Below are 24,756 nucleotides of genomic sequence, written 5' to 3' on the forward strand. Positions count from 1 at the left end.
CCAACGTGTGTTGACGCATGCGCCGGCGCGCTGCCTCGCCACGGCGGCCCACGCCCGCCCCGGAGACTCACTTCCCCAACCGCACCAGCACGCCCAGTCGCTGGAGCTCCCTGATGTGCTCGGCCGCCCTTCCGGGGGCCGTGCCGCCCCGCACCACGACCCCGGCTTCCAGGTTGCGCCGGGCGGCGGACTCGGTGAGGTTCGCGCTGCCCAGGTAGAGCACCTCCCGATCGGCGACCGCCAACTTCGCGTGTTGGCGGGCCCGGTAGGCCCGTGCGTGGGCGGCCCAGTGCCACAGGCGGGCACCCGGCACCGCGGCGAACGCGTCGGCGGGCTCCGGACCGGAGAGCAACCCCCGGGCTCCGTGAAGTGTCTCGACCACGATGTCCACCGCGACCCCTCTCGCCACGGCGTCGGTGAGGGCCCTGGTCAAGGTGGCGTAGGGACGAGCGGCGTAGGTCATGGCCAGCAGCTCGTCCCGTGCCTGGGCCACCACCTCGACCAGCACGTGAGCGGTGGCCCTGACCGGGACTCGAGGCGTGGAAGGACCGCTCCACACGGTTCGGACCTCGACGGCATCCCGGCGCCGGGTCCAGGCAGCGGCATACCCGCGCAGGTAGGCAGCCGCCTCGGACGGGGACACCCCTTCGGCATCCATGGCCTGGTACAGCACGCCGACCGCGTCGCTTGCGGCGCCCTGGAGCACGACCAGCGCGTGGTCAGCGCCTCGTCCCCGAGCGAGGAGCCCCGCCAGGTCCTTGGTGCCAGTGGGCCCGAGCGCCGTGGCCGCACCGTGCGCCGCGGCCTCGAACCGCCGGCGGCTCACGGCAGCAGACCGACGGGGGTCAGCACCGGCGCCGGGTCGTCACCGAGCGGGAGCAGGAAGCGTCGGTCGAGGAACCGGTTGCCCCGCTCGCACGTGGTTTCCGAGACGAAGAGGCAGACATGGCACGCCGCGCCGTGGAGGTAGTCGTCCGGGAAACATGGGAGACGCTCGGCGCACAGCGGGTCGGAGGAACAGTGCGCGGCGTCCCGAAGCGCTCTGCGCACGATCCGTTCGAAGTGCGGCGCCCTGGCGAGCGAGACCAGCCCGCCGAGGGTGCCCTCGGAGTCCGGTACGGCCGTGTAGAGGAGAATCCCCGTCCTGGGATCGTCGTCGTCACCGGCGTAGATCCGTTCCGCCAGACTCGCCGAGTTGTAGCCGCACTCCAGGGCGATGGTGCGGATGAGCAGGTGGGAGAGGGTGTGCAGGGCGAAGTAGCGCTCACCCGGCCAGCCGTACATGGGGTCGAACGGAGTGGTGAGCCGGTCGGACCTGCGCTTGTCCCGGAAACGGGCGAACGCCTCACGGTGCGCCGTCATCTGCGGCGATGACCGGACGTCGGCCACCCATTCGGCCATCCGGCCGGGGTGCACCCGCAGGAAGATCCCTTCGCCTCGCACCTCACTGGCCGGGACCCAGGAGGGGGCGGAACGGCTGAGCCGCACCGGGGTGGCGATCCCCTCGGACTCCCGGTCGGGCGCGTCGAGCCGGGTGAACCCGATCAGCGCCCGGGCCTCTCGCAGCCGCTCGACCTGTCGGACGTCGGAGAAGAGCCCTCCCAGCGCGTCGGGCACCGTCACCGGGGCGAGAGCGAAGTCATCACTCGGTTCGGCCGGTGGCGGCCCGGACAGCACGTCCCATTCCGGACCGAGCAGATCCGACTGGGTCGCGGTGTCGCTCACCGTCTCGGCACCGCCTCCGTTCCTGCGCGCCTCGATGGCGGCGAGCACGGCAGCCGGGTCGTACTCCCGGAGGTAGCCGTACCCGGGAAGAGTGGCGAGGAACTGGTACATCTCCACCGAGTTGACGTTCTCCAGCGCCGGCCACTGGTCGTCCAGGAGCTTGCTGATGGAGGCGCCCCGCGCCGGTGGCAACGCGAGCGCACTGAGCGTCATCGGGAACCAGTGGTTGGACGCTCCGGCGACCATCAGGGTGGCTTCCTCGTCGCAGCCGCGCTCCGCGTACGTCCCGAGATGGGGGTGCCGCCCCCGGCATGCGGGCAGTTGCTCCTGCCCGTCGGCCCCCATCGCCTCGCGGATGTTGCGCCTCGCCCCGCAGGCGACGCACTCCAGAGTCACGTTGGCCGCCTGGTTGCCGCCGTGGTCCAGCATCCGAAGTCGGGGCCTGGAGGTTCCGCAGTCCCGGCCGCGGTGAACGAACTGGACGTACGGGAACTCGTCGAGGTGGCCGCGGGTGCAGACCAGGGTGAAACGCGCCGCGACGGCGAGGGGTTTCTTCGCCTTGCAGTCGTGGACGAACTTCGCCTCGTGCGGGGCCCTGGGGTTGTTGTTGACGAAGGCGAACACCCCGGAGTCGATGGCGGCGAGCTCGTAGCACGCGGTGCACCGCATCCACTGGGGGAACGGAGTGACGGGAACTCCGGTTCCCTGAGCGGACTGCTCCTTGGGTGAGTTGTCCGCCCCCTCCATCCAGGGCGCCGCCCGCAGCTCGGTGATCTGGTCCTGGCCGTACAGTTGCAGGGCGCGATTGACCGCGTGCCTCAGCCGTGGCTCGTCGATGACGTAGTCGGCGAGTCCGCTGAAGTTCCACGTCTCCAGGCCCTTGACCAGGACGGAGAAGTGAGGCAGGTCGATCAGTGCGCCGACGCCCGCGGTGAACATCAGGTGACTGGGGCGAACGGTCCCCACGCGGCGGAAGTACCCGGTCGTGCTGGTCATCGCTTGGCCCTCCTGGATGCCGGGGCAGCGGTCGGACCGTACTCGTCGGCGTCCACCGTCACGTCCGAGTCGCCGGGCTTCTCGCGCGCGGGGCCGAAACGCCACGGCGGCCCGGTGCTTGTGGCCGGATCGACGAAGTCACCCCCGCCCGAAAACAGCAGGTTGATCTCGTTCTCCGTCTCCCGCATGGACATCGGCACGGTCAGCTCGGTCCACCGTGTTCCGTCGGCCCTGTGTAGCAGCCCCCGGACGTTGGTGTCCTTCTTCTTCTCCTTGCGGTAGCCGGTCAGGGCCGTTCCCGACCGCGCGTCGAGCCACTTCTCCCGTAAGGTGTCGAGACGTTCCGCGAGGTACTCGCGGGCGTTGGGGTCACCGGCGCGATCCGCACGCTCCAGCAGGCGCCGCCGGACGTCGGTGGCGGCCTCCCCGTCGAGGTCCACGTCGTGGGCGTCGGTGTTGCGGGAGTGCTGGTACTCGGACTGGCGCAGGGCCGCGACGAAGGTGGCGGCGGTGCCGCGGTCCAGGGACCGGCGGGTGAACGGCGTCACCGACAACGCCTCGACCTGTCGGTAGAACGTGGCGTGGTAGTGCGTGAAGTCCTCGAAGTGCGCGAGGTCGCGGGGGCGTGACCAGTTGTACAGGGTGACGACCAGTCCGGGGCGTCGGGGGTCCCTTCCGACCCGTGAGGACGCCTGGATGTACTCGGCCGTGTTCTTCGGCTGGCCGACCACGAGCATCAGGCCGAACCGGGAGACGTCGATCCCGACCTGGAGCATCGACGTGGCCAGCACCACGTCCACGGCCTGCTTCTCCGACGCGGTCAGCCGTACCCTGGGCTCCCGTTTGTCCTTCTTGGCGGCGGCGTACTCACGCAGCAGCGCCCGCCGTCGCACCGAGGTGTCCCGTTGCTGGTCGAAACCCACCTCGAGGCGTTTGAGCGTGGCACCGATGTCGGCCGAGGAGACGCGGGAGGTGAGTTCCTGGATGGTGAGCATGCCGGACGCGCTGACGAGGCGGTCGGCGATCGGGTGCCGCCCCCGGCGACTGCCGTTGGAGCGGACCCGGGTGGTGATGTCGTCGTCCAGGTAACGCCGCATGCCGGCGAGTTCGCGGGTGGCGTTGAAGTAGCCGACGAGGGTCATGTACGGGTCCGCGGGCGCTCCGTGGTCGTCGAAGAGCTGTTGGGCGCCGAGGAGCAGGATCTCGGCCACGCGGATCTCGGCGGCCTTCAGCCGCGTCCCGTGGGCGCACACCCCCAGGTACCGCCGCCCTGGGTGGCTTCTGCTGAGTCCGACCTGACGGGAGAAGAACGTGTCTCCCGCGTCGAGTACCTGCGGGGGGAAGATGGCCACCTTCCGTCCGAAGACGCCGCGCACCTGGGCAGCGGCACGCTTGGTGGTGGCCGTGGAGGCCACGATCTTGGGGCCGACCTCATGACGCACGCCGTCGGCGTCGTGGAAGGACCAGGTGCACAGCTGGTCCACGGCGGCCTCGAAGAGCCCCACGGTGGTGCCGAGCGCCCCCGATATCAGGTGCAACTCGTCCTGGATGATCAGGTCCGGTGGTCGCAGCCTGGTCACCCGCTGGGAGACAACCGCGGGCCACTCGTCCCCCTTGGCGACGTGTCTGCCACGGCACTTGGTCTCCGCGTCGAGGTCGTCGTGTCGGTACCCGTGCCGCTCGCACCACTCGGTGACCCGTCCGAACAACAGCCCGCTGTAGCCGTTCCACGGGAGCTGGGCGAACTTGTCCACGGTGGCGATGAGCATCGTGGGGGCGAGCCGGTAGATCTCCTCGTCCACGGTGAGCACCGGGATGCCCTCGTTGCGCGCGCTGCGCCGGGAGAAGGGACAGCGCCCTACGCCGGTGATCTCGGAGCTCTTCTCCCCCTCACCGCGCGGGCAGTACAGCAGTATCCGGCGCTGGATCTCGTCGGCTTCCATGTTCCGTCGGGCGGTCAGCTCGGTACCGCACCAGGGGCAGGTGAGCACCTGGAGCACCCTGGCGTACTTGTCGCTGGCGCTCTCCCTGGCATCTGCTATCTGCTCCCGGGCCTCGCCGAACCAGTTGGGTGACACGGAGGTGCCCACCCACATCCCGATCCGGAACGGGGTGGTTCCCCACCGGGTGTCTCCCTGCCCCACGTGTTCCCTGCGCAGCACCTCACAGGCGCTGACGAGTGCCGCCGCGCGCTGGAACTGCTGGGCGGTGAGCAGCCTCAGGGTGTAGCGCATGATGACGGCCACTCCCGCCTCACCACTGCGGGCCTCGGTATCCGTACCGATCACTCCCTGGAGGCGGCGCACGGCGAACGTGTAGGCCGCGAGCCCCAGGTACGCCTCGGTCTTGCCGCCACCGGTCGGGAAGAACAGCAGATCGACCACCGCATCCCGGCCGCTGCCGCGGTGCCGGTGGCCGGGACGGGAGAGGGAGTCCAGGTTGAGCAGGATGAAGGCGAGCTGGAAGGGCCACCAGGTCGCGCCTTCCTTGCCCCTGCCGTACACCGCGGCGTGGGCGGCGCGGTAGGAGGCGGGATCGTGCGCGTGCCTGCCCCGCGCCTGGGCGATGGCGGTGTTGCGACGTTGTAGGGCCATGGCGCGGTTGGCGAAGCGGAACGCCTCGAGCGCCGTGTCGTCCCCGCGGAGCAGGGCGATGCCCGCGGCGATCCGCTCGGCCACCTCCTCGGCCTGCTCCACGGCGGCGGTGGCCGCGGGGGCGAGGTGGCCGGGGAGTGCGCCGGCCCGCTCCCGTTCCTGCTCCAGCCAGACCTGGTAGCCGTCGGCGAGTGGGGCGAGCGCGGTGGCCAGTTCCTCGCGGCGCTCCGGCACGGCCAGGGCCGCGAGCTCGTCCATTCCGAGTTCGAGTCCGGCGAGCAGACCCTGTTCCCGTGCCGTCGGTGCGGTGGTGGCCGGCACGTCGTACTCGGGCAGCCAGGTGGTGGTCAGGCGGTGCGCCCGACGCTCGCCGTTCCGCACGTGGGCGCGTACCGCGACGTTGCGTCCCATGGCGTGCTTGAGGTGGTCCCGGTAGAGCAGGCGCAGTCGGCGTTCCTCCGGGTCGTCGGGCCCGCTGTTCGCGGCGCCGGGGTCGAGCGGGTCGTCGATCGGCAGGAAGACGGCGGCCTGGTCGTCGGGGAAGGCGGTGACCTCGAGCTCGGTCTGGAACAGCCAGTTGGTGTCCCTGCGCCCCTGCGCCTCCGCCAGCTTGTTGACGAGGGCGACCTCGACGACCCTGACGTCCTCGCCGTGCGCGGTGCCGGCCCGCTGTCGCACCCGGATGTCCAGGCACACCGCGGTGTCGGCGCTGTCCCCCTCCAGCAGCCGCCGCGTGCTGTGCTCGGTGGTGACGGTGACGTCCTCCTGGTGTTCCACCGGCTCCCGGACCCACGCCGCCGGTCCTTCTCCGGCCGCTCCGCCCGAGGGACCGACGGTGTAACGCCCCCAGCGCGCGGTGACGGTGAGCGTGCCCACGGACGCCGGGACCGCGAAGGACAGTCCCATGGAGGACGCCCACATCCGTCCGGCGGCCTGCGGCGTCAGCAACTCGGGCAGCCCGGGGTCGCTCTGCTCCCCGTCGCAGCCGCCGTCCGTGTCGCCGGACTGCGCCGCGACCCTGGCAATCATCGCCTGGGTCGTCCCCGAGACCGGCTGTGGACCGAGCATGCCCACCAGGTACCGGTCGCGGGGACCGGTGGAGTGCTGCGGGAGTGTCTCCCGCTCCCCGTCCCACGGGCCGAGCAGGTCACGCCGGATGTAGTCGCCCAGCTTGTCTCGCACGTCGTACGAGTCGGCGGGCTGGAACGTCTGCGGAACCTCGTCCAGCGGGTGCGGCACCGACACCGGGGCGGTCTTGGGGGACATCGATACGAGGGCCCTTCTTCGCTTGGGGGGCGGTTCCCTGGCAAAACACGAGGAACTGACGGCAGGTCCATGAAGCACGCAGAGCGCAAGCCGTTGACTCAGTTCACAATACATGAGGTGACGAACTGCCATCATCGAACCGTGATTCTCGCGATGAAAAGTGGCACCGGGCGCCGCCGCACTGTCGGCGCCCCACGACGGGCGGGCGGCGATACTCCTCCCCACCGTGACCAGCGTGCTGAGGTAGCTTGTCGATGTGACTGCACAGGCCATCGAAGAGGTACGCCTGACCGCGTTCAAGAGCTTCCGCGGTGAGACACTCAGGCTTGCCCCGTTGACCGTGCTGATCGGCCGCAACAGCGGCGGCAAGTCCAACGCCCTCGACGGCCTTGAGGTGCTGTCCCGGCTGGCCAGCGGCGAGGACATCACCGACGCCCTGGAGAGCCGGCACAGCGCGGCCGGCCCGGTGCGCGGCGGCCTCGCCGGCTGCGTCCCCCACGGAACCGACAGTTTCACTCTGGGGTGCAGCGTCACAGGGGAACAAGGCCCCATCCACCTCGACGTGACGGTCACCCTCGAACCGGATGTGCGAATCGTCGCGGAACGCCTCGAGGGTCCGACCAAGAGCGGCCCCCGTCCCCTCCTGAAGAGCTACGACCCGGACCCACACCTCGGCGACATCCACGCCGCCTGGCACAACGGCAAACCGGGGCGCAACCCCAGCGGGCCGTTCCGTGGCTCCCGACTCCTCACCGCCCAACTGCCGTCACGCATCGAGGGCCGCACCCGCGGCGAACGCGACACCCTGCACGCGGCGGAAGCCATGCTGTCCGCCCTGTCCAGCGTCTTCCACCTCGACCCGGTCCCGCACCTGATGCGCCAGTACGTCCCCTCCCGTGACACCCAGATCCGCAGGACCGCGGAGAACCTCTCCGCGGCCATCGGCAACATCGAACGCAGGGACCCCGCGCTCTTCCGGCGGCTGGTAACCCTGCTGCGCGGCCTCGCCGACCACCAGATCGAAACCCTCACGGTCACCCGCTCCGACCTCGGCGACGTCATGCTGGGGCTCGACGAGGGCGAGCAGGGGCTGACCCCCGCCCGGGAGATGAGTGACGGGATGCTCCGCTTCCTCGCCATCACCACGTCACTGCTCACCGGCAGCCGAGGACTCGACCTCGGCCCCGGGAAACGCCCCCTGTCCGCCCCGTCCGACCAGGCGCTGATGCTCGTCATCGAGGAACTGGAGAACGGCCTGCACCCGTCCCAGGCCTCCGAGGTGCTCCACCTCGTCCGGCAGGCCAGCGAGGAGAACGGCACCCAGGTGCTGATCACGACCCACAGCCCGGCGCTGCTCTCCGCCCTGTCCCGCGAGGACCACGAAGGCGTCGTGGTCTGCCACCGGGACCGCGACTCCGGGACCAGCCGCCTGACCAGGCTCACCGAACTGGACGGGTACCCGGTGGCCATGGCCAGCGGTCCCCTGGGCGACGTCGTCACCCAGGGGCGCCTGGAAAGAACCGAACCCGACCAGCGGGACTTCTCCGACTTCGACCGGCTCCTCGGGATCGGGTGACCCGTGGCGCGCGGAGTGGAGTTCGTGGACACCTCGATCCTCTGCAACCTGCTGGGCATCCCCGGCAAGTGCCAGGACCGGGACACCGTCGTCGCCGACCTCAAACGCAAACGCGAGGCTCGCGACCGCGACCTGCTGTTACCGGTGACCGCCGTCATCGAGACCGGCAACCACATCGCCCAGATATCCGACGGCCACCACCGCAGGACCTGCGCCGAACGCTTCGCGAACCTGCTCACCATGGTCGTGGAGGGCAAGGCGCCCTGGGCGCTGAATGAGGTGGAGTGGGACGCCGCCCACCTCACCACCCTGATCCGCGGCGGCAACTCGGGCAGCACCCTGGTGGAACACGCCTGCAACCGGCTCGGCTGCGGCGACCTGAACATCCTGATCGAACGGGACCGCTACCTGGCCCGCACCTCGGGGGTGACCGCCACCGTGTGGACCCTCGACGAACTGCTGAGCGCCTACGCCTGAGACCAGCGGCGACCTCGGCGAGCGGGCGATCCCCGCTCGCCGCCCTGGCTCCATTGGCCCTCCCCCGGCGTCGCCGGGCACGTTCAGCGCCGTCGCGCGAGGTCCCTCTCCGCCCAGACGACCTTCACCCGCCCGTCACGCACATCCCACCCCCAGCGGTCGGCGAGCTCCGCCACCACCAACAGCCCCCGGCCCGACTCGGCCTCCGGCGACGGCACGTCAACCGACGGCTGAGGGGGTCGCTCCGGACGGGAGTCGGACACCTCCACCCGCACCGTCCCGGACCGCAGGGACAACCCCAGCCCGAAGTCCCGACCAGGCACGCCGCCATGAATCACCGCGTTGGTGGCCAGCTCCGCCGTGATCCAGGCAACCCCTCGGGAGACACCCGCAGTGTGGGGCACACCCCAACTCTCGAGCTGCTGCACCACCAGCAACCTGGCGAGCCGCGCCCCGCGCCAAGTGGAGCTGAGCGGCACGGAGAACGAGACGGCGGGCGAGGCAGGAGCGACGAAATTCGCATTCATGCCGTAACCGTGCGGTCACGCCACTACCCTGACCAGGTAGCACGGTCGTACCGGAGTGGCGGTACGAGGCGGGAGGGGCTTCTGTACGGACGTTGTACGGGTCCTGTACCCGGCCAGCACCGACACCGGCGGCCGGCCCCCTCGTTGAACCAGGGACGTGACACCGGAACGTGGGGGTGCCCCGTATGACTACTACTACCACCACCGGTCCACGAAAACGGGACAAGGACGACGATCGCCCCGGCATCTGGGTCGGCTACGGCAAACTCGTCAAGCTGTTCCGCGAGAAGGCCGGCCTGACCCAACAACAGCTCGCACAGGCCCTGGGCTACTCCGTGGAGCTGGTCGCCTCCGTCGAGCAGGGCCGCCGCCCCGCGAAGGCCGCGTTCACCGCCCGCGCGGAGGAGGTGCTGGAGGCCGGCGGGGCACTGCGGGTGTTGCAGGAGAACGTGGACCTGGCCAAGTTGCCCGAGTTTTTCCGCGACTTCGCCATCATCGAGGCGGAGGCCGTGAGCCGCTGCTCATACGATCCGCTGCTCGTCCCCGGCCTGCTCCAGACGGAGGAGTACGCGCGGGCACTCTTCTCAGGACACTGCCCACCGTTGGACGATGAGGTCATCGAACAACACGTGGAGGCGAGGCTGGCGAGGCAACGGCTCCTGACGCGGACGCCGTTGGTGGATTTGTCCTTCGTAGTTGGGGAGGCCGCGCTACTCAACCCGGTGGGCGGACCCATGACCATGCGCGGTCAGTTACAACAGTTGCTGAGCCTAGGAGCCTACCGAAATATCACCATCCAGGTCATGCCACTCACTCCCGGCTTCCACCCCGGACTCAATGGGCCGATGGTCCTCCTGGAAACGCCAGAGCACCGGCGAGTCGGCTACATCGAGTCCCAGGAGGTCGGTGTGGTGATCACTGACCAAACTAGTGTCAGCGCGTTTGATCAGCGATACGGCAAACTGCGATCTCAGTCTTTGAACGTCGAAGAATCAGCGCAGCTCATCCAACGCATTGGAGAATAGTAATGGCTCAATCAACAGGTAGGATCGCCCCGCTGTCATGGCGTAAGAGCAGTTACAGTGGGTCAGGCGGCGGAGACTGTATCGAGATAGCCTGCGCAGAAGACACTGTCCACGTACGAGACTCGAAGGACCCAGAAGGACCGATGCTCACGTTCTCTTCAACACAGTGGTTGACTTTCATTTCGTTTTCCACCACCTTGCCAAATTCCGACACGTGACAGCACGTATTCGCAAAGAACTTCACGCCGCAAACCCGCAAAAAGGCGGCGTGAAGTCGCAAACCAACGAAACTAAACCGACTAGAAGAGCACATTGCCAGGCGGAAAGAGCCCGTCGGCAAAATCGCCACCAGGGGCCGCAGACTCGCGGCCCCTTTTCTCGTGGACCTTCTGACGGCGCGCCTCAGCGGAAGGCGAGGGCATACCGGGATGCTTTTTAATCTTCTTATGCAAGCCGAGAAATACCTCGTCAGCGTACGCTTGATGGTTAAGCTGTCGGAGGCGGTCGATTATCTCCGTCCGCGCCATTAAGCCAATGGTGTGACGTGGGCCTTGGTCAGTTTCATGGAATCCATGATCCAGCATACATGCATCGCAAGTTGAGTGAATCCCTAGCGCAGACCCAACATCACCAAGCAGATCATGCCAGCCATAAGCAGCAACAGTCGCCCGATCAACTTCCTCATGCAAGCGGCGAAGCTCTACTATTTCACTGACTTCACAAAGCGGATCATGGAACAAGTTATAGGTTTCAGTGAGACCGATATTCTTAGCCAGCATCACCTGGCGACGATGAGCATCGAGACGAGTGCCCGCGACCCGGAGTTCCTCAGTTAGCGGTGGGCGAATTAGCGTTTCAAACACATCGCTTGGCGTATAACGCACTCGCGTTTCAAGGGTCGAGGAACGATCAATTACCCACCAATAGTGAACGGCGCTACTCAGAAATGCGAGCATAGACGGGTCGTTCGTAGCAAATACACATAGCTGCTCACTGAAAACTTGACCAGTCTCAACCATAACGGGTAGGGCCACCTTACTCACCCTTGCCATCACGACACACTGCCGAAGAGGCTCGAGTGCTCGGATTAGGGCGGGGCGCTTTTCCGCATATTGCCACCAGTAATCACGATAGATTTTTCGATTATTCCCTTCCCGCTCCGGCTTGACGAGGTCAGCAACCTGTCCGTAGGCCCTTGAATACTCTCGAGCCCGAGCTTCCGGCCAGTCATGAAAGTCGATGACCCAGCGATCCGAGCCATGTTCAGGATGATTGTTAATATCCTGCCCATTGAGATAAGGGAATAACACATCTGCATATTTCGGGTCTTCGTCAATCCACGAACGCGCCGTCTCCTCGGGAACTGTGAACCCCAGTCCGAGAACATACGAGCCAATGAAAGCCAGTCCGCGATTCCTCACCAGCGGCTCCGCCCACGACGCCTCCCGCGAAACCGGATTGAGCGACGTAGAAATCCCCCGCGGCACCGGCAGCCTCCCCAGCACCGTCACCGCGTTCTCCCCCAGCGGCGCCCGGCTGGTCCACACCGCGCAGTACTCCAGCATCGCCGAACGCGACGGCCACGGCGCGCTCTTCACCGCGCGGCGGATGGTGACCCCCGCCGCCTCGAGCTGGTCCAGTCCTACCTCTCGGGTGTCGCCCTGAGCCAGGGTGTTCGTGGCGATGAGGCCGCCCTGCCCGCTCGCGTTGAGCAGTTCGTGCACCCGTAGTTCGAAGTACGCCACCAGGTCGGCGCTGCCCCGTTTGCCGTCGGCGAGGAAGTCCACCAGGTACTCGCGGTACGCCTCCCCCATCGCGCCCGTCAGTTTCTGCCCGCCGAGGAACGGTGGGTTTCCCACCACCGCGTCGAAGCCGTCATGTCCGTCCGTGAACACCTCGGGGAACACCAGGGGCCAGTGCACGGGAACCCGTTCCATGCCCCCGTCGGGAAGTTCGCTCGCCAGCCACCGCTTCGCTGTGGCGCGGGCGTCGCGCAGCAGCTCCGAGTCGTCGCTGACTTCCTGCGCCACCATGCCGGCGACGATCTGGCCCGCCAGGGGGAACAGGTCGCGGAGTCGTTCCCCGCCGTCCCTGTCGTACCACGGCACCCTTCCTGAGGCACAGGTTGCCAGGCCAGCGCCGACGAGCAGGTCCCCGACGAGGCGCAACCGGGCGGAGTGTTCGTTGACCTCGGCGAGTAAAGCGCGCTTCCGTTCCAGCGCGGGGAGATCGACACCCTTGACCGCGGTGATGGCGAGCCGTTCCCGGGTCAGTTCGTCCACACGCCTGCGGGCCGCCGTCGCGAACACGTCGTCCTGGTCAACGGGCTTGAGGTGGAGGCCTTCCAACTGCCGCATGCTGGAGATGCCGAGCAGCGAGTCACCGGCCACCAGCCGGTCGTCGAGGAAGGTGAACGGTCGCTTGGGGTCCATGGAGATCAGCCACAGGGAGAGTTTGGCCATCTCCACGGCCATGGGGTTGATGTCCGCGCCGTACAGGCAGTGTTCGATGACCTGGCGGCGGGCCTCGATGACGACGGGGTCCTGTTCGGCGTCGGCCGCGGTCACCGCGTCCACGGCGTGGCCCTCGCGGAAGGCGATGGCATCGACGCGTTCGCCGTCCGCCGCCCAGGCCTCGATCAGCCGTTCGGCGAGGTAGCGGCAGGCGGCGACGAGGAAGGCGCCCGAACCCATGGCGATGTCGGCGACCTTGAGGGCCAGGATGTCGTCCGCTGACTTCAGCCGCCAGGTGCTCCGGTCCGCGGTCTGGAGCGGTCCGTGGTCGTACACCAGGGGTTCGAGGGTGTGGAGGACCACTTCCTCCGCGAGGTGGCGGGGGGTGTAGTGGGTACCTGTGTTCTTCCGGAGGGTGGACGTGCCGACGTACATGGAGCCGCTGCGGATGACGGCGGGCAGTCCTCGCAGGTCGTGGCGGATGAGGCCGAAGAAGGGGAGCAGCCGCTCGGTCAGCCGCGGGTCTCGGGTGGCCGACCCCAGCAGGCGTTCCGCCTCGGCTAGGGCCTCTCCCTCCAGCGGGGTGAGGAGTTTCTCCAGCTTGTTGGCGGAGGCGGGGGGCTTGGGGTCCTTCCAGGTGTCGTGGATCCTCTTGGCGAGGTCCTTGACCGTGCGGGACGTGGCCGCCAGTGACTCGAGCGTGCGCAGGGGGACCTTGTGCTCCAGGCCGGCGGGGCCGATCAGGGTGACCATGTCCTCGATGGCGCGCTCGCCGTCGTAGGAGAGCAGGCCCTCGTAGACGTAGCCGATCTGTTCGACGTCCAGGGCGCGGAAGCTCAGCGTCCTGACCTCCCGGCTCCGGCCGCTGCCGACCTCCACTTCCTGGACGGCGCGGAGCATGTGCAGCACGGTGCGGTCGTCGATGGGCAGGAGCGGGGTGGTGTTCTCCAGCCACGGGTACAGGGTGGGGTCGAAGATGGAGCCGTCGTAGGCGGGCAGGTGCAGCTCGGGGTGGCGTACCCCGCCCCGCACGGCGTGGAACAGGGCGATCAGCCGGTGCCAGGCGGTGGTGGTGTGGTCCAGGGCTCCCTCGCCCTCGGCGTCGGCGCGGGACCGGAGTTCGTCGCGGAGGTGGCGGGCGGAGTACGACGTGGCATAGACCTCGTTGTCGGCGGGGAGCAGGCCGCGTTCCTCGGCGCAGAGCAGGAACACCAGGCGCATCATCACCGCCACCGCGGCGCGGTAGACCTCGTTCGCGGTCACTCCTGAGGCGCGCAGGCCGACCGCGCCGTGTTCCATGGCGCGGGCGTCGGCCCGGCCGATGGCGTCCACCAGCAGTTCCACGGCCTGGCGGACCTGGACGCCGAGGGCGTCGGTGACGTCCTCGCCTGCCTCCACGCTCTGTTTCAGCAGGCCGACGAGTGTGTCGGCCTCGTCGTACTCGAAGAAGCGGCGGCGGGACAGCAGGGAGCGGAAGGCTCGGACGACGGTGCGTTCGGACGCCTCGTTCCAGCCGATGGCGTCGAAGAGGGCCGTGGTGGTGACGCCGCCGACAGGGGCCCAGACCAGGCACCACCAGCGGCCGTCGGTGACCAGTCCGAGGGGGACGCCATGGTGGCGCAGCAGCCGGGACAGCCGGTCGGCGGGGCTGGCCGACCAGGTGTCGCTGGTGGTCCGGGCGGTGGGCACGGTTCCGGCGGGAACGGTCATGCCCAGCAGGCGGACGCGTTTGGCGGCGCTGGCCGTGTCGGGTTCCGTGGTGAGGTCCGCGTCGGGTTCGGTCAGCGCGAAGTCCACCCGGAGCTGGACGTCGTGGTCGCCGACGTCGATGGTGAACCGGTCGAGAACGTCGTCGTGGCCGGGGCGCCGGGCGAGGGCGTCGTTCCATTCGAGCAGGGACCCGAGGACGTAGGAGATCCAGGCATCGCGCTGGGACCGGGGGTCGGCTTGCCAGTCCGCGTGGCGGAGGCGGAGGCGGGCGCGTTCGTCCCTGTCCAGTGCGTCGAGCTGCGGCCAGGTCCGGCGCAGCACCGGCATGGTGAGGAAGGGACCGGAGACCTCGGTGAGGTCGAGCCACTCCTGGTGCTGGGCGCGGCTGTCGAGGGCCTTGGCCCTGGCGGCGGCGTGGCCGGGCGACACGGCGGGGCGGCGGCTCATCGGCGGGCTTCCTTCGCGGGGATCACAAAGACGACGGCGACGGGGAAGAGATGGGAGCGGGGGTCCATGTAGCGCGTGGCGATGGCGGCGAGTTCCCGGGTCCGCTCGGCGGGCAGGCCGGCGATGCGAGCCCGCCAGCGTTCCCGGTCCTCGCGGTACTGGCGCTGTTCCGCGCTGCTCAGTTCGCGTTCGGCGAAGAGCGCGATCTGTTCGTTGGCCGCGTCGCCTTCCTCCTTGAGCTTGGCGCGCAGTGTGGCCTCGAACCGGTCGAGTGTCGCCTGGATGCGGTGTTCCTCCTCGGCGCGCCGCTCGCCGAGTTCGCGTTCCAGGGTGGCGCGGCGTTCCCGGGCCCGGGCCGCCAGCGAGTCGTACAGCGGCCGTTGGAGTTTGGGCCAGGTGGCGGTGAGGTCCTGGCGCAGGTGGGGGGCTGCCTCGGTGCCTTCGGTAAGGGCATGGGCGAGGACCTGCCCCTGGGACCGTACGGACTCCCAGCGGCGGAAGCGTCCGGTGTCGCCGAACCAGCCACCGGCGTAGAGGATCTCCTCGTGCAGGCGGGTTCCGTCGGAGCCGACGAGGACGTAGCGCGCGTAGGCGGAGACCAGGGTGGTGGTGACGGTGGGGTCGTCGGTGACCACGGCGGTGACGCGGTGCAGGCCGACGGTGTCGGCGTTCCACACGGCGGCGGTCAGCAGGCGGGTGGAGAGCGCGACGAGTGGGTGTTTCAGGTGGGCGAGGACGACGTCGTCGCGGCCCTCCGCCGCCGTGCGGGGGTCGAAGGTGACAGGGCGTCGCACGTCGGGGCGGAGCTTGTGGGCCAGCCCGGCGGTGGCGCGCTCCCAGGTTCCTGACAGCGTCGGCACCTCGTACAGCCCGCCGTCGTGGTCCTCGTGGTGGTACGGGGTGAGGGGCCGCTGGTTGTCCAGGGCGAGGGCGGTGTCAACGACGCGCTTGACCGTGGTCGGGGTCAGGTTGAGGGCGGTCACGGTGTCGTCGTACTGGTCGGCGAGACGGCGTGCCTGGGCAGTGACGTTCTGCTCGGGGGCGACCTCGCCGCCGGTCCTACGGCCCCTGATCTGCCGGGTTCTGGCGTTCTCGATGTCGATGGGGGTGTGATCGCCGGTCATGCGACGTTGGACTGCGTCGGCGATGACGGCGTTGACCGCGCCGAGGTCCGCCTCCATCCTGGCGACCTTGCGCGCGACCCGGGACAGGAACTCCAGGTCCGCCTCGTAGGAGCCGGGCGGGGCCTGCTGCCAGCCGGCCCCGATGAAGTGGGTGATCTCGGGGTCCGCCCGCTGTCCCCAGCGGTCGATCCGGCCGATGCGCTGTTCGAGCTTGTTGGGGTTGAAGGGGATGTCGTAGTTGATCAGCCGGTGGCAGTGGTTCTGGAGGTCGATGCCCTCACCGGCAGCGTCCGTGGCGAGCAGGATGCGGACCCGTCCCTCAGCGGAGTCCGGGTGTGCCTGGAAGCCGAGGCGGATGGTTTCGCGTTCCTCGGAGCTGAGGCCGCCGTGCAGCACGGCGACCCGACCGTCATCGGTGAGCTTCTCCTGGCGCAGCAGGTCGAGCAGCCACCGCTGGGTGTCACGGTACTCGGTGAACACGACCACGCGCTCGTTGGTCCAGTGCTGGTCCGGGCAGCAGATGGCGCGCAGGGCACCGATCAGCACGTCGGCCTTGGAGTCTGCTGTGGCCTCGTGGGTCAGTGCCCAGCGTTCCATCTCCGTCAACAGCCGCAGTTCCTCACCGTCCTCGTGTGGGGTGAGGGTGGTGGCCCGGGTCAGCGCGTCGTCCTCGGCGTCGGCAAGGCCGAGGTCGTCGAGGTCGGCGGCCAGTTCGGGGAAGTCCTCGAGCCATTCCGGGACCTCGGTGGCGGCGGTCCTGGGGCGTCCGTCGGTGTCCTCCACGTGCGAGAGGTAGACCCGAACGGTGTGTAGGAAGGCAGCCGGGGATGAGAACAGGCGCTTCTTCAACAGCAGGGTGACCAGGTCAGCGGCGCGGCGTCCGCCGCGTGCCCTCGCGGCGATCCTCCTCTTGCGCAGGTCGGCGAAGCTGCTGAGCAGGCCGTGGATCTCGCGCTCGGCCGGGGTGTATTCGACGTCGAGCACCCTGGACGTCCGGGTGCGGAACCGGGGAGTGCCGTCCTTGTTGGTGACGTTTGCCTTGAGCCGGCGTACGACGGTGTCGGCCAGTGCCTGCTCGTCGGGGTCAACACCCCGGGCGAACCGCTGGTTGTCGATGAGCTCGAGGAGCGCCGTGTAGGACTCGGGGTAGCCGTTGTGCGGGGTGGCGGAGAGGAACAGTCGGTGTTCGAAGTGGGGAACGAGCCGCCGGATCAGCTTGGTCTGCTGGGAGTCCACGGCGTAGACCTGCTTGGGTGCCGCGGGCGCCACGTGGTGTGCCTCGTCGAGGACGAGGAGGTCGAAGAACCTGCGCGTCGCCGTCGGGCCGGCCCCGGGGTCGTCGGGTGTCGCGGCGTCGGCGGGGACGACCTCGTCGAGCAGCCGCTGCGCCTTGGCGCCGCGCAGCCAGGGCAGGGAGACAATGGTCAAGGGGTGGACGCGGAACGGGTTCGCCGCGGTGCCGTGGGTGCGGCGGAGCCGGGCGCAGCGCTCGGAGTCAATGATGGTGAACTCAAGGCCGAACTTCTCGGCGAGTTCGTCGCGCCACTTCAGGGTCAACCCCGCGGGACACACGACCATCACGCGCCGGGCCCGGGCGCGCAGTAACAGCTCCTGTATGACGAGTCCGGCCTCGACGGTCTTGCCGAGGCCGACGTCGTCGGCGAGGAGGAGGTTGACGCGTGGTGCGCCTACCGCGCGGGCGACCGGTTCGAGTTGGTAGGGCTCGATGGCCACCCCCGAGCGGAACGGGGACTGGAGCGTCTTGACGTCTGCGGAGGCCACCGCGGACCAGCGCACGGCGTCGAGGAAGGCGGCGAGGCGGGCTGGGGGATCGAAGCGACCGGTGGAGGCGTCGGGGAGGGAGCCCGCGGGCAGCACCCGACGGCCCGGCTCCACCTCCCAGATGACGCTGAGGGTGTCCCCGAAGTAGCCGTCGGCGACGGACTGGAGGTGCACCAGGGTCGCCGCTGGCGCGTCCGACGGCGACGGGGCGGGATCGACGGCCGTCACAACCCAGCTCTGGCCGCGGACCTCGACCAGGCTGCCCTCCTCGGGGAGCGGTTCCCGAGGAGGGCGGCTGGTGCCACGCTGGTCTGTCGCTGTCATGGCTGTCTGTGTTCCCCTCGGACAACGCCTGGTTCGAACAGGCAAGGATGCAACTACCGGTTAAACACGGGTAGTTGGCCGGGTATCGGCAGCATAGCAAGCGATGCTGCTGTGAACAGAGCTCACGGCAGATGAGGGTGGTCAGCGCTGGTCGTGGAGCAGACGACGGACGCGGACGAGGAGCTGCTCCGCGCGTCGTCGCCGGTCGTCCTGGGCCGGGAGGAGCCCACGCGTCTCCTCGTGCACGTCGTTCAGAAGCTGGTGAGCGCGGCGGTGGTCGCCGGTCCCGGCCACCAGCACCGCGATCTCCAGCCGGGTGTCGAGGACCGTGGGGTCTGCCGGACCGAACACCTGCTGCTGGATCGGAAGCAGCGCCTGGTAGGCGTCGAGAGCTTCGGAAATCTCGCCCAGAGCAGCGAGGCAGGCCGCGGCACCGGCCCGGCAGGTGATCAGGGCCCGGTCGGTGGGTGGGCGGTCGCGACGCAGAACGGTCTCCAGGGAACGGAAGCCGTCGTGCGCGGGGCCCGGCTGGCCGGTCCGGCGCATCCGGTCCAGACGATGGAGTTCGGCGGAGACCGTCTCGTCGTCAAACGCCGCGAACAGCACCTCAGTTGCCGGTGGCCCGTTGCGCTCGGTTCGGGCCGCGGCCTGGTCGGGATACGGAGACGGCCGCCGCGCGGTCCAGGGGGAGAGCAGGTCGCGTACCTGGGCGGCCGAGGCGGGCCGGTCTGTCGGGTCCTTGGCGAGCAGCCGCATGACCAGGTCGGTGAGTGCCGCCGGCAGTTCGGGGTGGTGGTGGGACAGCGGCGGCACCGGCTCGGTGCGGTGCCGGAAAAGCAGCATCAGGGCGTTGGGCGCGGTCAGCGGAGGTACCCCGGCGAGCAGTTCGTAGGCGACGCAGCCGAGCGAGTACAGATCACTCAGAGTGGTCGCCTGGCCCTCGGCCTGCTCAGGGGCCATGAAGCCGGGTGTGCCCGGGGTGGCGTGGGTGCCGGTGAGTGCCTCGTCGTTGGGGTCGGGTTGCAGGGCCGCCGCGATACCGAAGTCCAGGACCTTCACCTGGCCCGCTGGGGTGAGCATCAGGTTGGACGGCTTGAGGTCCCGGTGGATGACGCCCCTGGTGTGGGCGTAGGTGAGGGCGTCCGCAGTCTGGGCAAGGATGTCGGCCGCATGGTCAGCGGGTAACCGGCCGCGGTGTTTCAGCAGGTCACAGAGGGTGGTTCCGGGCACCAGTTCCATGACGAGATAGAGCTGCCCATCATCTAGCCGCCCTTGGTCGTAGATGATCGGTATGCCGGGGTGGTCAAGGCGCGCGGTGAACCGGGCCTCGCGGACAAACCGCCGCTCCAGGACGGCGCGGGCGCTGCCCTGACACCGTGGGACGAAGAGCTTCACCGCCACCGACCGGTCGAGCTGCCGGTCGTGGGCCGCCCACACCTCCCCCATGCCGCCGTGGCCAAGCCGCTCCTTCAGCTCGTAACGCTCCCCGATGGCCCGCAGCACGGTCCGCCCCCACTCCACGGTTTGACACGCCACCCCCGTCGTCCCCCGAGAACGACGATCCTCTCACTTCCACCGCCCTCGTCGCGATCACTGCCGGTGCGGTCCCTGGGGAAGTACGAACGGCCGGAGCGGGTCTTCCGCGGCGAAGTGGCCCCCGCTGGCCCGGGCGGGTTCGGAGCGCGGCAGGAACGGGCCCAGCGCCGCGTACACGTCCGCGGCCGATGCGGGACGCCCGCCGCGGTCCTTCGTCAGCAGGGCGTCAACCAGACGCTGCAGGCCTGGGGGAACATCGATCCCACACGAGGCGATCGTGGGCGGCGTCTCGCACAGGTGTCGGCTGACCAGGAGGGCCGGCTGCTCCGGGGGGAACGGCGGTGCCCCGGTGAGCATCTCGTGGAGCAGACAACCCACGCTGTACAGGTCGCTCCTGCCGTCGAGATCCCTTCGACCGGACAGGAGTTCCGGGGAGGCGTACACGATGTTCCCCAGGTGCTCTCCCGTTTCTGTCAGGCGGACCCCGGCGTCGGAGGCCACCTTGACCAGGCCGAAGTCGAGGATCTTCACGACTCCGTCACGGCGAATCATGATGTTCTGCGGCTTGAGGTCCCGGTGAACGAGGCCCGCGGCGTGCGCAGCCGACAGTCCGGAGCAGACCTGGGCCGCCACCGCCGCCGCGGTGGCGACGTCGAACCGCTCGCCCGGCTGTTCCCCCAGGACCAGGTCGAGGGTGGCACCGTCAACGAGCTGCATGGCGAGCCAGCAGGTCTCGTCCACGACGTCCGCGTCGTGGACCGTGGCCACGTTGGCGTGATCCACCCTGGCGGCGGCCTGCGCTTCCCGCTCGAAGCGGCGCAGTACCTGCTGGCGGGTGCCGGGATCGGCCAGCAGCCCGGCGGCGACAGTCTTGATCGCCACCGGACGTCGCAGGCGGAGGTCCCGCGCCAGCCAGACCCGCCCCATGCCCCCCGATCCCAGAAGCCCCTCCAGGCGGTAGCGGTTGCCAAGGACGGCCCCCGCGGTGAGCACGCACACGATCCCTCCTCGAACGTCGCACTGCACAGGCAGGCAGCGACACTCTGTGAACATAGTCAATGGTCGTAGTAGCCTGCCAGAGTGTTGTAGACCACAGCGCCAGCGCCGCGAAAGGCATGATGCAAGCCGCCAGTCAGGCCCCCAGGTTCCCGATCTTGGGTAGGCCTGCCGTCCTACGTACGGAGATCCTCCATGTCGTCAAGCCAGCCCGTACCCGTCAGTCTGGCGGAGATCGCACGGATTGCCGGAGTGGGGCGCGCGGCGGTCAGCAACTGGCGGCGGAGGCACGACTCGTTCCCGCAACGCGTCGCCGGAACGGACGCCAGCCCCCTGTTCTCACTGGACGCGGTGGAGCAGTGGTTGAGAGCGAACGGCAAGCTGCGCGAAACCAGGGGGCTCGAGCTGCTGTGGCCCCGGTTCGAAGCGCTCGGCAGCCGGTACACCACTGCCCTGGCCATCGCGGAGGTAGGTCGGCGGATGCGGCGCAGCCGACCCCGGCCGGGCACTGAGCCCATCCCGCCGCAGGCGTGGCAGCTGATCCGCGAAGCCGTCCGACTGGGCCGGCGGGAAGGGCCCGCGGAAACGTTCGAGTTCCTGCTGCGCAGGTGGTTGGACACCCATGTACGGCAGATCAGCACCACGCCGCCGCAGCTGGCGGACCTGATGGTGGGCATCGCCTCGCTCGTGACGCCGAACGCTGACCGCCCGTTCACCGTCCTGGACCCGGCGTGCGGCGCCGGCCATCTCCTCATGTCAGCCGCGACGGCCTACGCGTCACCAACGCTGATCGGCTGTGAGCTCGACCCGACCGTCGCCGCTCTCGCCGCAGAACGGCTGGCGTTCCATACCGAGGGGACTCACGCCTCCGTCACCGTTCGGGACGGCAACTCCCTGTCCAGCGACCCCTACGCGAACCTCACCGCCGACGTGGTGGTCTGCACTCCGCCGTACAACGAACGGGACTGGGGGTACGAGGAGCTGGCCACTGACCCCCGCTGGGTGTACGGCCTGCCCCAGCGCAGTGAATCAGAGCTCGCTTGGGTCCAACACACGCTGGCGCGGCTACGCCCCGGGGGCACCGCGGTGCTCCTGCTTCCTCCTGGGGTCGCGTCCCGCCGATCGGGACGCAGGATTCGCCAGGGGCTGCTGCGGGCCGGGGTGCTGCGGGCCGTGGTCGCCCTGCCGCCGGGGTGCGCCCAGCCACACAGCGTCTCTCTGCACCTGTGGGTCCTTCGGACCCCGGACGACGGCAGTCACCGGGCGACCGCGGAGGACATCCTGCTCGTGGACGCGACCAGTCACACCGACAGGGGTGCTGACGGCAGGGACGCCGGACCGAACTGGCAGGCGCTCTCCGACCACGTGCTAGGTTCCGCGTTGCCGCTCCTGGATGCGCCACCTTCCTCACGCCCCGCCGCGAGCAGCGTCAGGGTCCCCGTGGTGGACCTCCTGGGCGACGAGGCTGACCTCACCCCCGGACGGCACATCACCCCCGACCGGGCTGCCAGGGGTAAACAACTGGCTGCGTCCTGGGAGAAGTTCGCCTCCTTCCTTTCCGAGCTCAATGACACCCGTGACACCCTGTCCAGCCTGAAACTGGCCAGTGACGACGTGCCGCAGTGGCCCACCCGGAACCTCGGGGAACTCTGTCGCGCCGGAACCGTCGTCCTGCGCAGTGGACAACAGCCCCCGGACGGGGCAGTCCTCGACGGCGAGCCCGGAGGCGACAGCGTGCCGTTTCTGACCGTGCCCGACCTCCTGCAAGGAGGGACCCCCCGAGCATGGGTCGCCGGCGACGCCTCCGCGGTGGTGGTGCGGAAGGGAGACGTGGTGGTCGTGGGCGTGGTCCGGGCCTTCTCTGCCTGGGTTCACCAGGGCCCGCCCGTCGCCCTCGGACCGCAACTGCACGCGTTGTACGTGACGCCCGGCATGCTCGACGCCCACTTCCTGGCGGGGTGCCTGCGCGCGCCGTCCAACAGTCGTCAGGCGGGCACCCACACCTCGACATCGTCCCGCGTCGATGTGCGCCGGCTGCTGGTCCTCCAGCCGCCCCTGGAGGACCAACGCCGCTACGGTGAGGTGTTTCGGCAGATCTCCACCTTTGAGCAGCTCCTGACCAGGACGGGGGAACTCGGGCGTGGCCTCATCGGTGACCTCAGCGAACAGCTTGCCTCCGGGCATCTGTCATCGAGGGGCTGACTCCACCACTCGGGGCCGCGAGCGGCGCATGAGGAGGCCAGCCAGTGGTTGCGCAGGCCGAGAACCGAGGGTGCGTCGCGTCCCTGACGAGGTCACCCATCTGCGGTTCGAGGCTCTTGTCCCGGTGGATCCAGACGCCGTCGGTCAAGTTCGTTCGCCACTTCCTCGCGCACTCGCCCAACGGCACGCGCATGTTCCTCCGGCAGCGTCTCGATGGTGCGGACCACCTCCGCGAGGGCTGCCGACGCCCCGTTGAGCTGACCGAGAACCAGTCGGCACTCGGCAGCCCGCAGCCGGAGCACCGCGCGTTCCGCCCGCTGCCCGGCCTCCTCACCTTTGGCCATGTCCTCGGCCAGGCACGTGTACAGGGGTGCGGCCCCGCCGTAGTCACCCGCCCGCCGCAGTCCTTCCGCGGCCAGCCACCAGACCTCTCGGACCAGCGGCCGGCGCACTCCCCATTCAGCGCGGACGCGTGGGGCCAGTCCGGCCAGGTGTCTCACCGCCGCTCCCGACTCACCCCGGTCGAGTTCCTTCTGTGCCGCGGCGCACGCCTCCTCCACATGGGCCGTGTCCAACCACTCCGCTTCCATTTCCCCGGGCGAGGAGTCTGGGGTGAGGTCGTGGTTGACCCGTGCTCGGTCCGGGGCGCGGAACGGCAGCGTCGGGTCAGGGTGCAACCTGGGCGAGGGGGCAGGATCTCCCTCGGACGGGGCGTGGCACCGCACGATCGACAGCACCTCGCCGATGTCAGGGCGGTCCTGCGGCTCCTTGGCGAGCATGCGCAGTACGAGGTCGTCCAGCTCTCCGGGAATCCATCCGGCGTGGACGCACAGGGGCATCGGTTCGTCTCTCAGATGCTGTTCGATCGGTCCTCTGTCCCCGGAGGCAGGGAAAGGTGGGCATCCGGCGAACAGTTCGTAGCAGACGCAACCGAAGGAGTAGATGTCGGCGTACGGTGTGGGTTCCCTCTCCAGGATCTGCTCGGGTGCCTGGTAGCCGCGGCTGCCCAGCGTAGAACCGTGTCGGGTGTAGGCGGTGACCCCCGCCCCCAGAGGTTTGGCGATGCCGAAGTCGATCAGGGCGGCGGAGCCTTCCCAGGAGAGCATCATGTTCTGCGGTTTCAGGTCTCGGTGGACCACCGGCAACGCGTGCACACAGGCCAGCGCCTCGGCGATCTGGACGGCGACGGCTGCCGCCACTCGCAGGGTGAGTGGCTGACGTTGCCGCAGGAACTCATACAACGTGACGCCTTCGACCAGACGCATCGCCAGGTACGGAGACCCCCGGTGAGTGCCCTGACCATACAGTTCGGGAATCCCCGGGTGCCTGATCGTTCCCAGCAGCCGGCCCTCTCGACGGAACCTGCCCCGCAGCGCGTCGAGCTCGGTGAGCCTGTCCTCGGTGTCGAGCTGCCGGAGGTCCTCCGTATCCGGTCGGAGGAACTTCACGGCCACCTCGCGCTCGACCATGCGGTCGTCGGCGCGCCACACCTCGGCCATGCCGCCCTTGCCGATCAGAGCCGTCAACTCGTAGCGATCACCAACGACGTCCCTCGCCCGAATGTACTCGGACTCCCTGTCCACTGCTGTGCCTCTCGACGCTCTTCTGACCGTTCGGCGGCCAGAGTAGCGTGAATCATTATCAGCATGTGACTGATGTGGACTGAGTACACAATGCATGCGATGGTGAGTTAGATTGCTCCAGTGAGCCCTCTTGGTCTCACTCGATCACCTCCACTCGCGTCTCTCCACGGTGAGGTCATGACCGAACCCTCCATGCATGCCGATGTCGTCGGATCTTCCTGGTTCATCAGCGTCAAGCCCGGCACTGTCCGCGAGGAGCCCGGCGCCTGCCCCACCCACCGGGGGGCCGCCATACGCCCACTTGTCCCCGCGCCCCGCCCAGGCTTCGGGCCACTTCAACAGTTCGGTTTCGGCCCGCTCTGCGACGCCTTGGATCGGGTGGAACACCAGGGCGGGGCTGTCGCGGGTGTGCT

Annotated in this window: 14 protein-coding genes; 5 read left to right on the forward strand and 9 right to left on the reverse strand. The window is 68.9% G+C overall.

All coding sequences use genetic code 11. The features are described 5' to 3' along the window. Positions 1-67: 67 nt before the first annotated feature. Genes drmC through drmA form a run of 3 tightly spaced genes read right to left on the reverse strand, consistent with a single transcriptional unit; the run spans position 68 to position 6,581 of the window. Positions 68-826 carry a DISARM system phospholipase D-like protein DrmC gene (gene drmC, locus A3IG_RS0117310; protein ID WP_018384845.1) on the reverse strand — a complete coding sequence of 253 codons (759 nt, stop codon included), beginning with the start codon at positions 824-826 and terminating at the stop codon, positions 68-70. After that, a complete protein-coding gene (gene drmB / locus A3IG_RS0117315; protein WP_018384846.1) occupies positions 823-2,721 on the reverse strand; it encodes a DUF1998 domain-containing protein in 1,899 nt (632 codons plus the stop codon). The genes drmC and drmB overlap by 4 nt, the downstream gene beginning before the upstream one ends. Then, positions 2,718-6,581, reverse strand: coding sequence for a DISARM system helicase DrmA (gene drmA / locus A3IG_RS0117320; protein ID WP_018384847.1), 3,864 nt, complete (start codon positions 6,579-6,581; stop codon positions 2,718-2,720). Before drmA ends, drmB begins: the two co-directional genes overlap by 4 nt. A 256-nt stretch (positions 6,582-6,837) precedes the next feature. Between drmA and A3IG_RS0117325 the strand changes: the two genes are divergently transcribed. Together A3IG_RS0117325 and A3IG_RS0117330 are read left to right on the forward strand one after the other, a co-directional pair. Beyond that, positions 6,838-8,157, forward strand: coding sequence for an AAA family ATPase (locus A3IG_RS0117325; RefSeq protein ID WP_018384848.1), 1,320 nt, complete (start codon positions 6,838-6,840; stop codon positions 8,155-8,157). Between the two features lie 3 nt (positions 8,158-8,160). Further along, the gene (locus A3IG_RS0117330; protein ID WP_026220364.1) at positions 8,161-8,634 is read left to right on the forward strand and encodes a hypothetical protein; all 474 of its coding nucleotides are present in this window, start codon (positions 8,161-8,163) and stop codon (positions 8,632-8,634) included. Positions 8,635-8,717: 83 nt separating this feature from the next. Here the strand turns inward: A3IG_RS0117330 and A3IG_RS0117335 are convergent, their stop codons facing one another. Then, positions 8,718-9,161 (reverse strand): ATP-binding protein, encoded by a 444-nt coding sequence (locus tag A3IG_RS0117335; RefSeq protein ID WP_018384850.1) that lies wholly within the window; start codon positions 9,159-9,161, stop codon positions 8,718-8,720. A gap of 185 nt (positions 9,162-9,346) precedes the next feature. On the opposite strand from A3IG_RS0117335, the gene A3IG_RS0117340 reads away from it, so the two are divergent. Both A3IG_RS0117340 and A3IG_RS32685 read left to right on the forward strand, forming a co-directional pair. After that, on the forward strand, positions 9,347-10,186 hold the full coding sequence (locus A3IG_RS0117340) for a helix-turn-helix domain-containing protein (RefSeq protein WP_018384851.1): 840 nt from the start codon (positions 9,347-9,349) through the stop codon (positions 10,184-10,186). A gap of 2 nt (positions 10,187-10,188) precedes the next feature. Then, entirely contained in the window at positions 10,189-10,404 is a 216-nt protein-coding gene (locus A3IG_RS32685) for a DUF397 domain-containing protein (protein WP_078500606.1), read from the forward strand. An 81-nt stretch (positions 10,405-10,485) separates the two neighbouring features. On the opposite strand, the gene A3IG_RS0117345 is transcribed toward A3IG_RS32685, so the two are convergent. The 4 genes from A3IG_RS0117345 to A3IG_RS0117360 form a co-directional block, all read right to left on the reverse strand. Further along, positions 10,486-14,796, reverse strand: coding sequence for an Eco57I restriction-modification methylase domain-containing protein (locus A3IG_RS0117345; RefSeq protein ID WP_018384852.1), 4,311 nt, complete (start codon positions 14,794-14,796; stop codon positions 10,486-10,488). Next, positions 14,793-18,026, reverse strand: coding sequence for a DISARM system SNF2-like helicase DrmD (drmD, locus tag A3IG_RS0117350; protein WP_018384853.1), 3,234 nt, complete (start codon positions 18,024-18,026; stop codon positions 14,793-14,795). Before drmD ends, A3IG_RS0117345 begins: the two co-directional genes overlap by 4 nt. Positions 18,027-18,167: 141 nt before the next feature. Then, on the reverse strand, positions 18,168-19,562 hold the full coding sequence (locus A3IG_RS0117355; protein WP_236719147.1) for a serine/threonine-protein kinase: 1,395 nt from the start codon (positions 19,560-19,562) through the stop codon (positions 18,168-18,170). 54 nt (positions 19,563-19,616) lie between these two features. Continuing rightward, the gene (locus tag A3IG_RS0117360) at positions 19,617-20,561 is read right to left on the reverse strand and encodes a serine/threonine-protein kinase (protein ID WP_018384855.1); all 945 of its coding nucleotides are present in this window, start codon (positions 20,559-20,561) and stop codon (positions 19,617-19,619) included. 192 nt (positions 20,562-20,753) lie between these two features. Here A3IG_RS0117360 and A3IG_RS0117365 point away from each other — a divergent pair, with 192 nt between their 5' ends. Continuing rightward, a complete protein-coding gene (locus tag A3IG_RS0117365) occupies positions 20,754-22,760 on the forward strand; it encodes an N-6 DNA methylase (protein WP_026220366.1) in 2,007 nt (668 codons plus the stop codon). 92 nt (positions 22,761-22,852) lie between these two features. Here A3IG_RS0117365 and A3IG_RS0117370 read toward each other — a convergent pair whose 3' ends face one another. Further along, positions 22,853-24,343: a serine/threonine-protein kinase gene (locus A3IG_RS0117370; RefSeq protein WP_018384857.1), complete on the reverse strand. Its 1,491-nt coding sequence runs from the start codon at positions 24,341-24,343 to the stop codon at positions 22,853-22,855. Positions 24,344-24,756 lie beyond the last annotated feature (413 nt).

This window comes from Wenjunlia vitaminophila DSM 41686, assembly GCF_000380165.1.
Taxonomy (GTDB): Bacteria; Actinomycetota; Actinomycetes; order Streptomycetales; family Streptomycetaceae; genus Wenjunlia; species Wenjunlia vitaminophila.

What these genes read in the sequence shown, in the direction of transcription:
- drmB (WP_018384846.1), bottom strand. Translation starts at nt 2,721, where the DNA reads ATGACCAGCACGACCGGGTACTTCCGCCGCGTGGGGACCGTTCGCCCC.
- drmA (WP_018384847.1), bottom strand. Translation starts at nt 6,581, where the DNA reads ATGTCCCCCAAGACCGCCCCGGTGTCGGTGCCGCACCCGCTGGACGAG.
- A3IG_RS0117335 (WP_018384850.1), bottom strand. Translation starts at nt 9,161, where the DNA reads ATGAATGCGAATTTCGTCGCTCCTGCCTCGCCCGCCGTCTCGTTCTCC.
- A3IG_RS0117340 (WP_018384851.1), top strand. Translation starts at nt 9,347, where the DNA reads ATGACTACTACTACCACCACCGGTCCACGAAAACGGGACAAGGACGAC.
- A3IG_RS32685 (WP_078500606.1), top strand. Translation starts at nt 10,189, where the DNA reads ATGGCTCAATCAACAGGTAGGATCGCCCCGCTGTCATGGCGTAAGAGC.
- A3IG_RS0117345 (WP_018384852.1), bottom strand. Translation starts at nt 14,796, where the DNA reads ATGAGCCGCCGCCCCGCCGTGTCGCCCGGCCACGCCGCCGCCAGGGCC.
- drmD (WP_018384853.1), bottom strand. Translation starts at nt 18,026, where the DNA reads ATGACAGCGACAGACCAGCGTGGCACCAGCCGCCCTCCTCGGGAACCG.
- A3IG_RS0117365 (WP_026220366.1), top strand. Translation starts at nt 20,754, where the DNA reads ATGTCGTCAAGCCAGCCCGTACCCGTCAGTCTGGCGGAGATCGCACGG.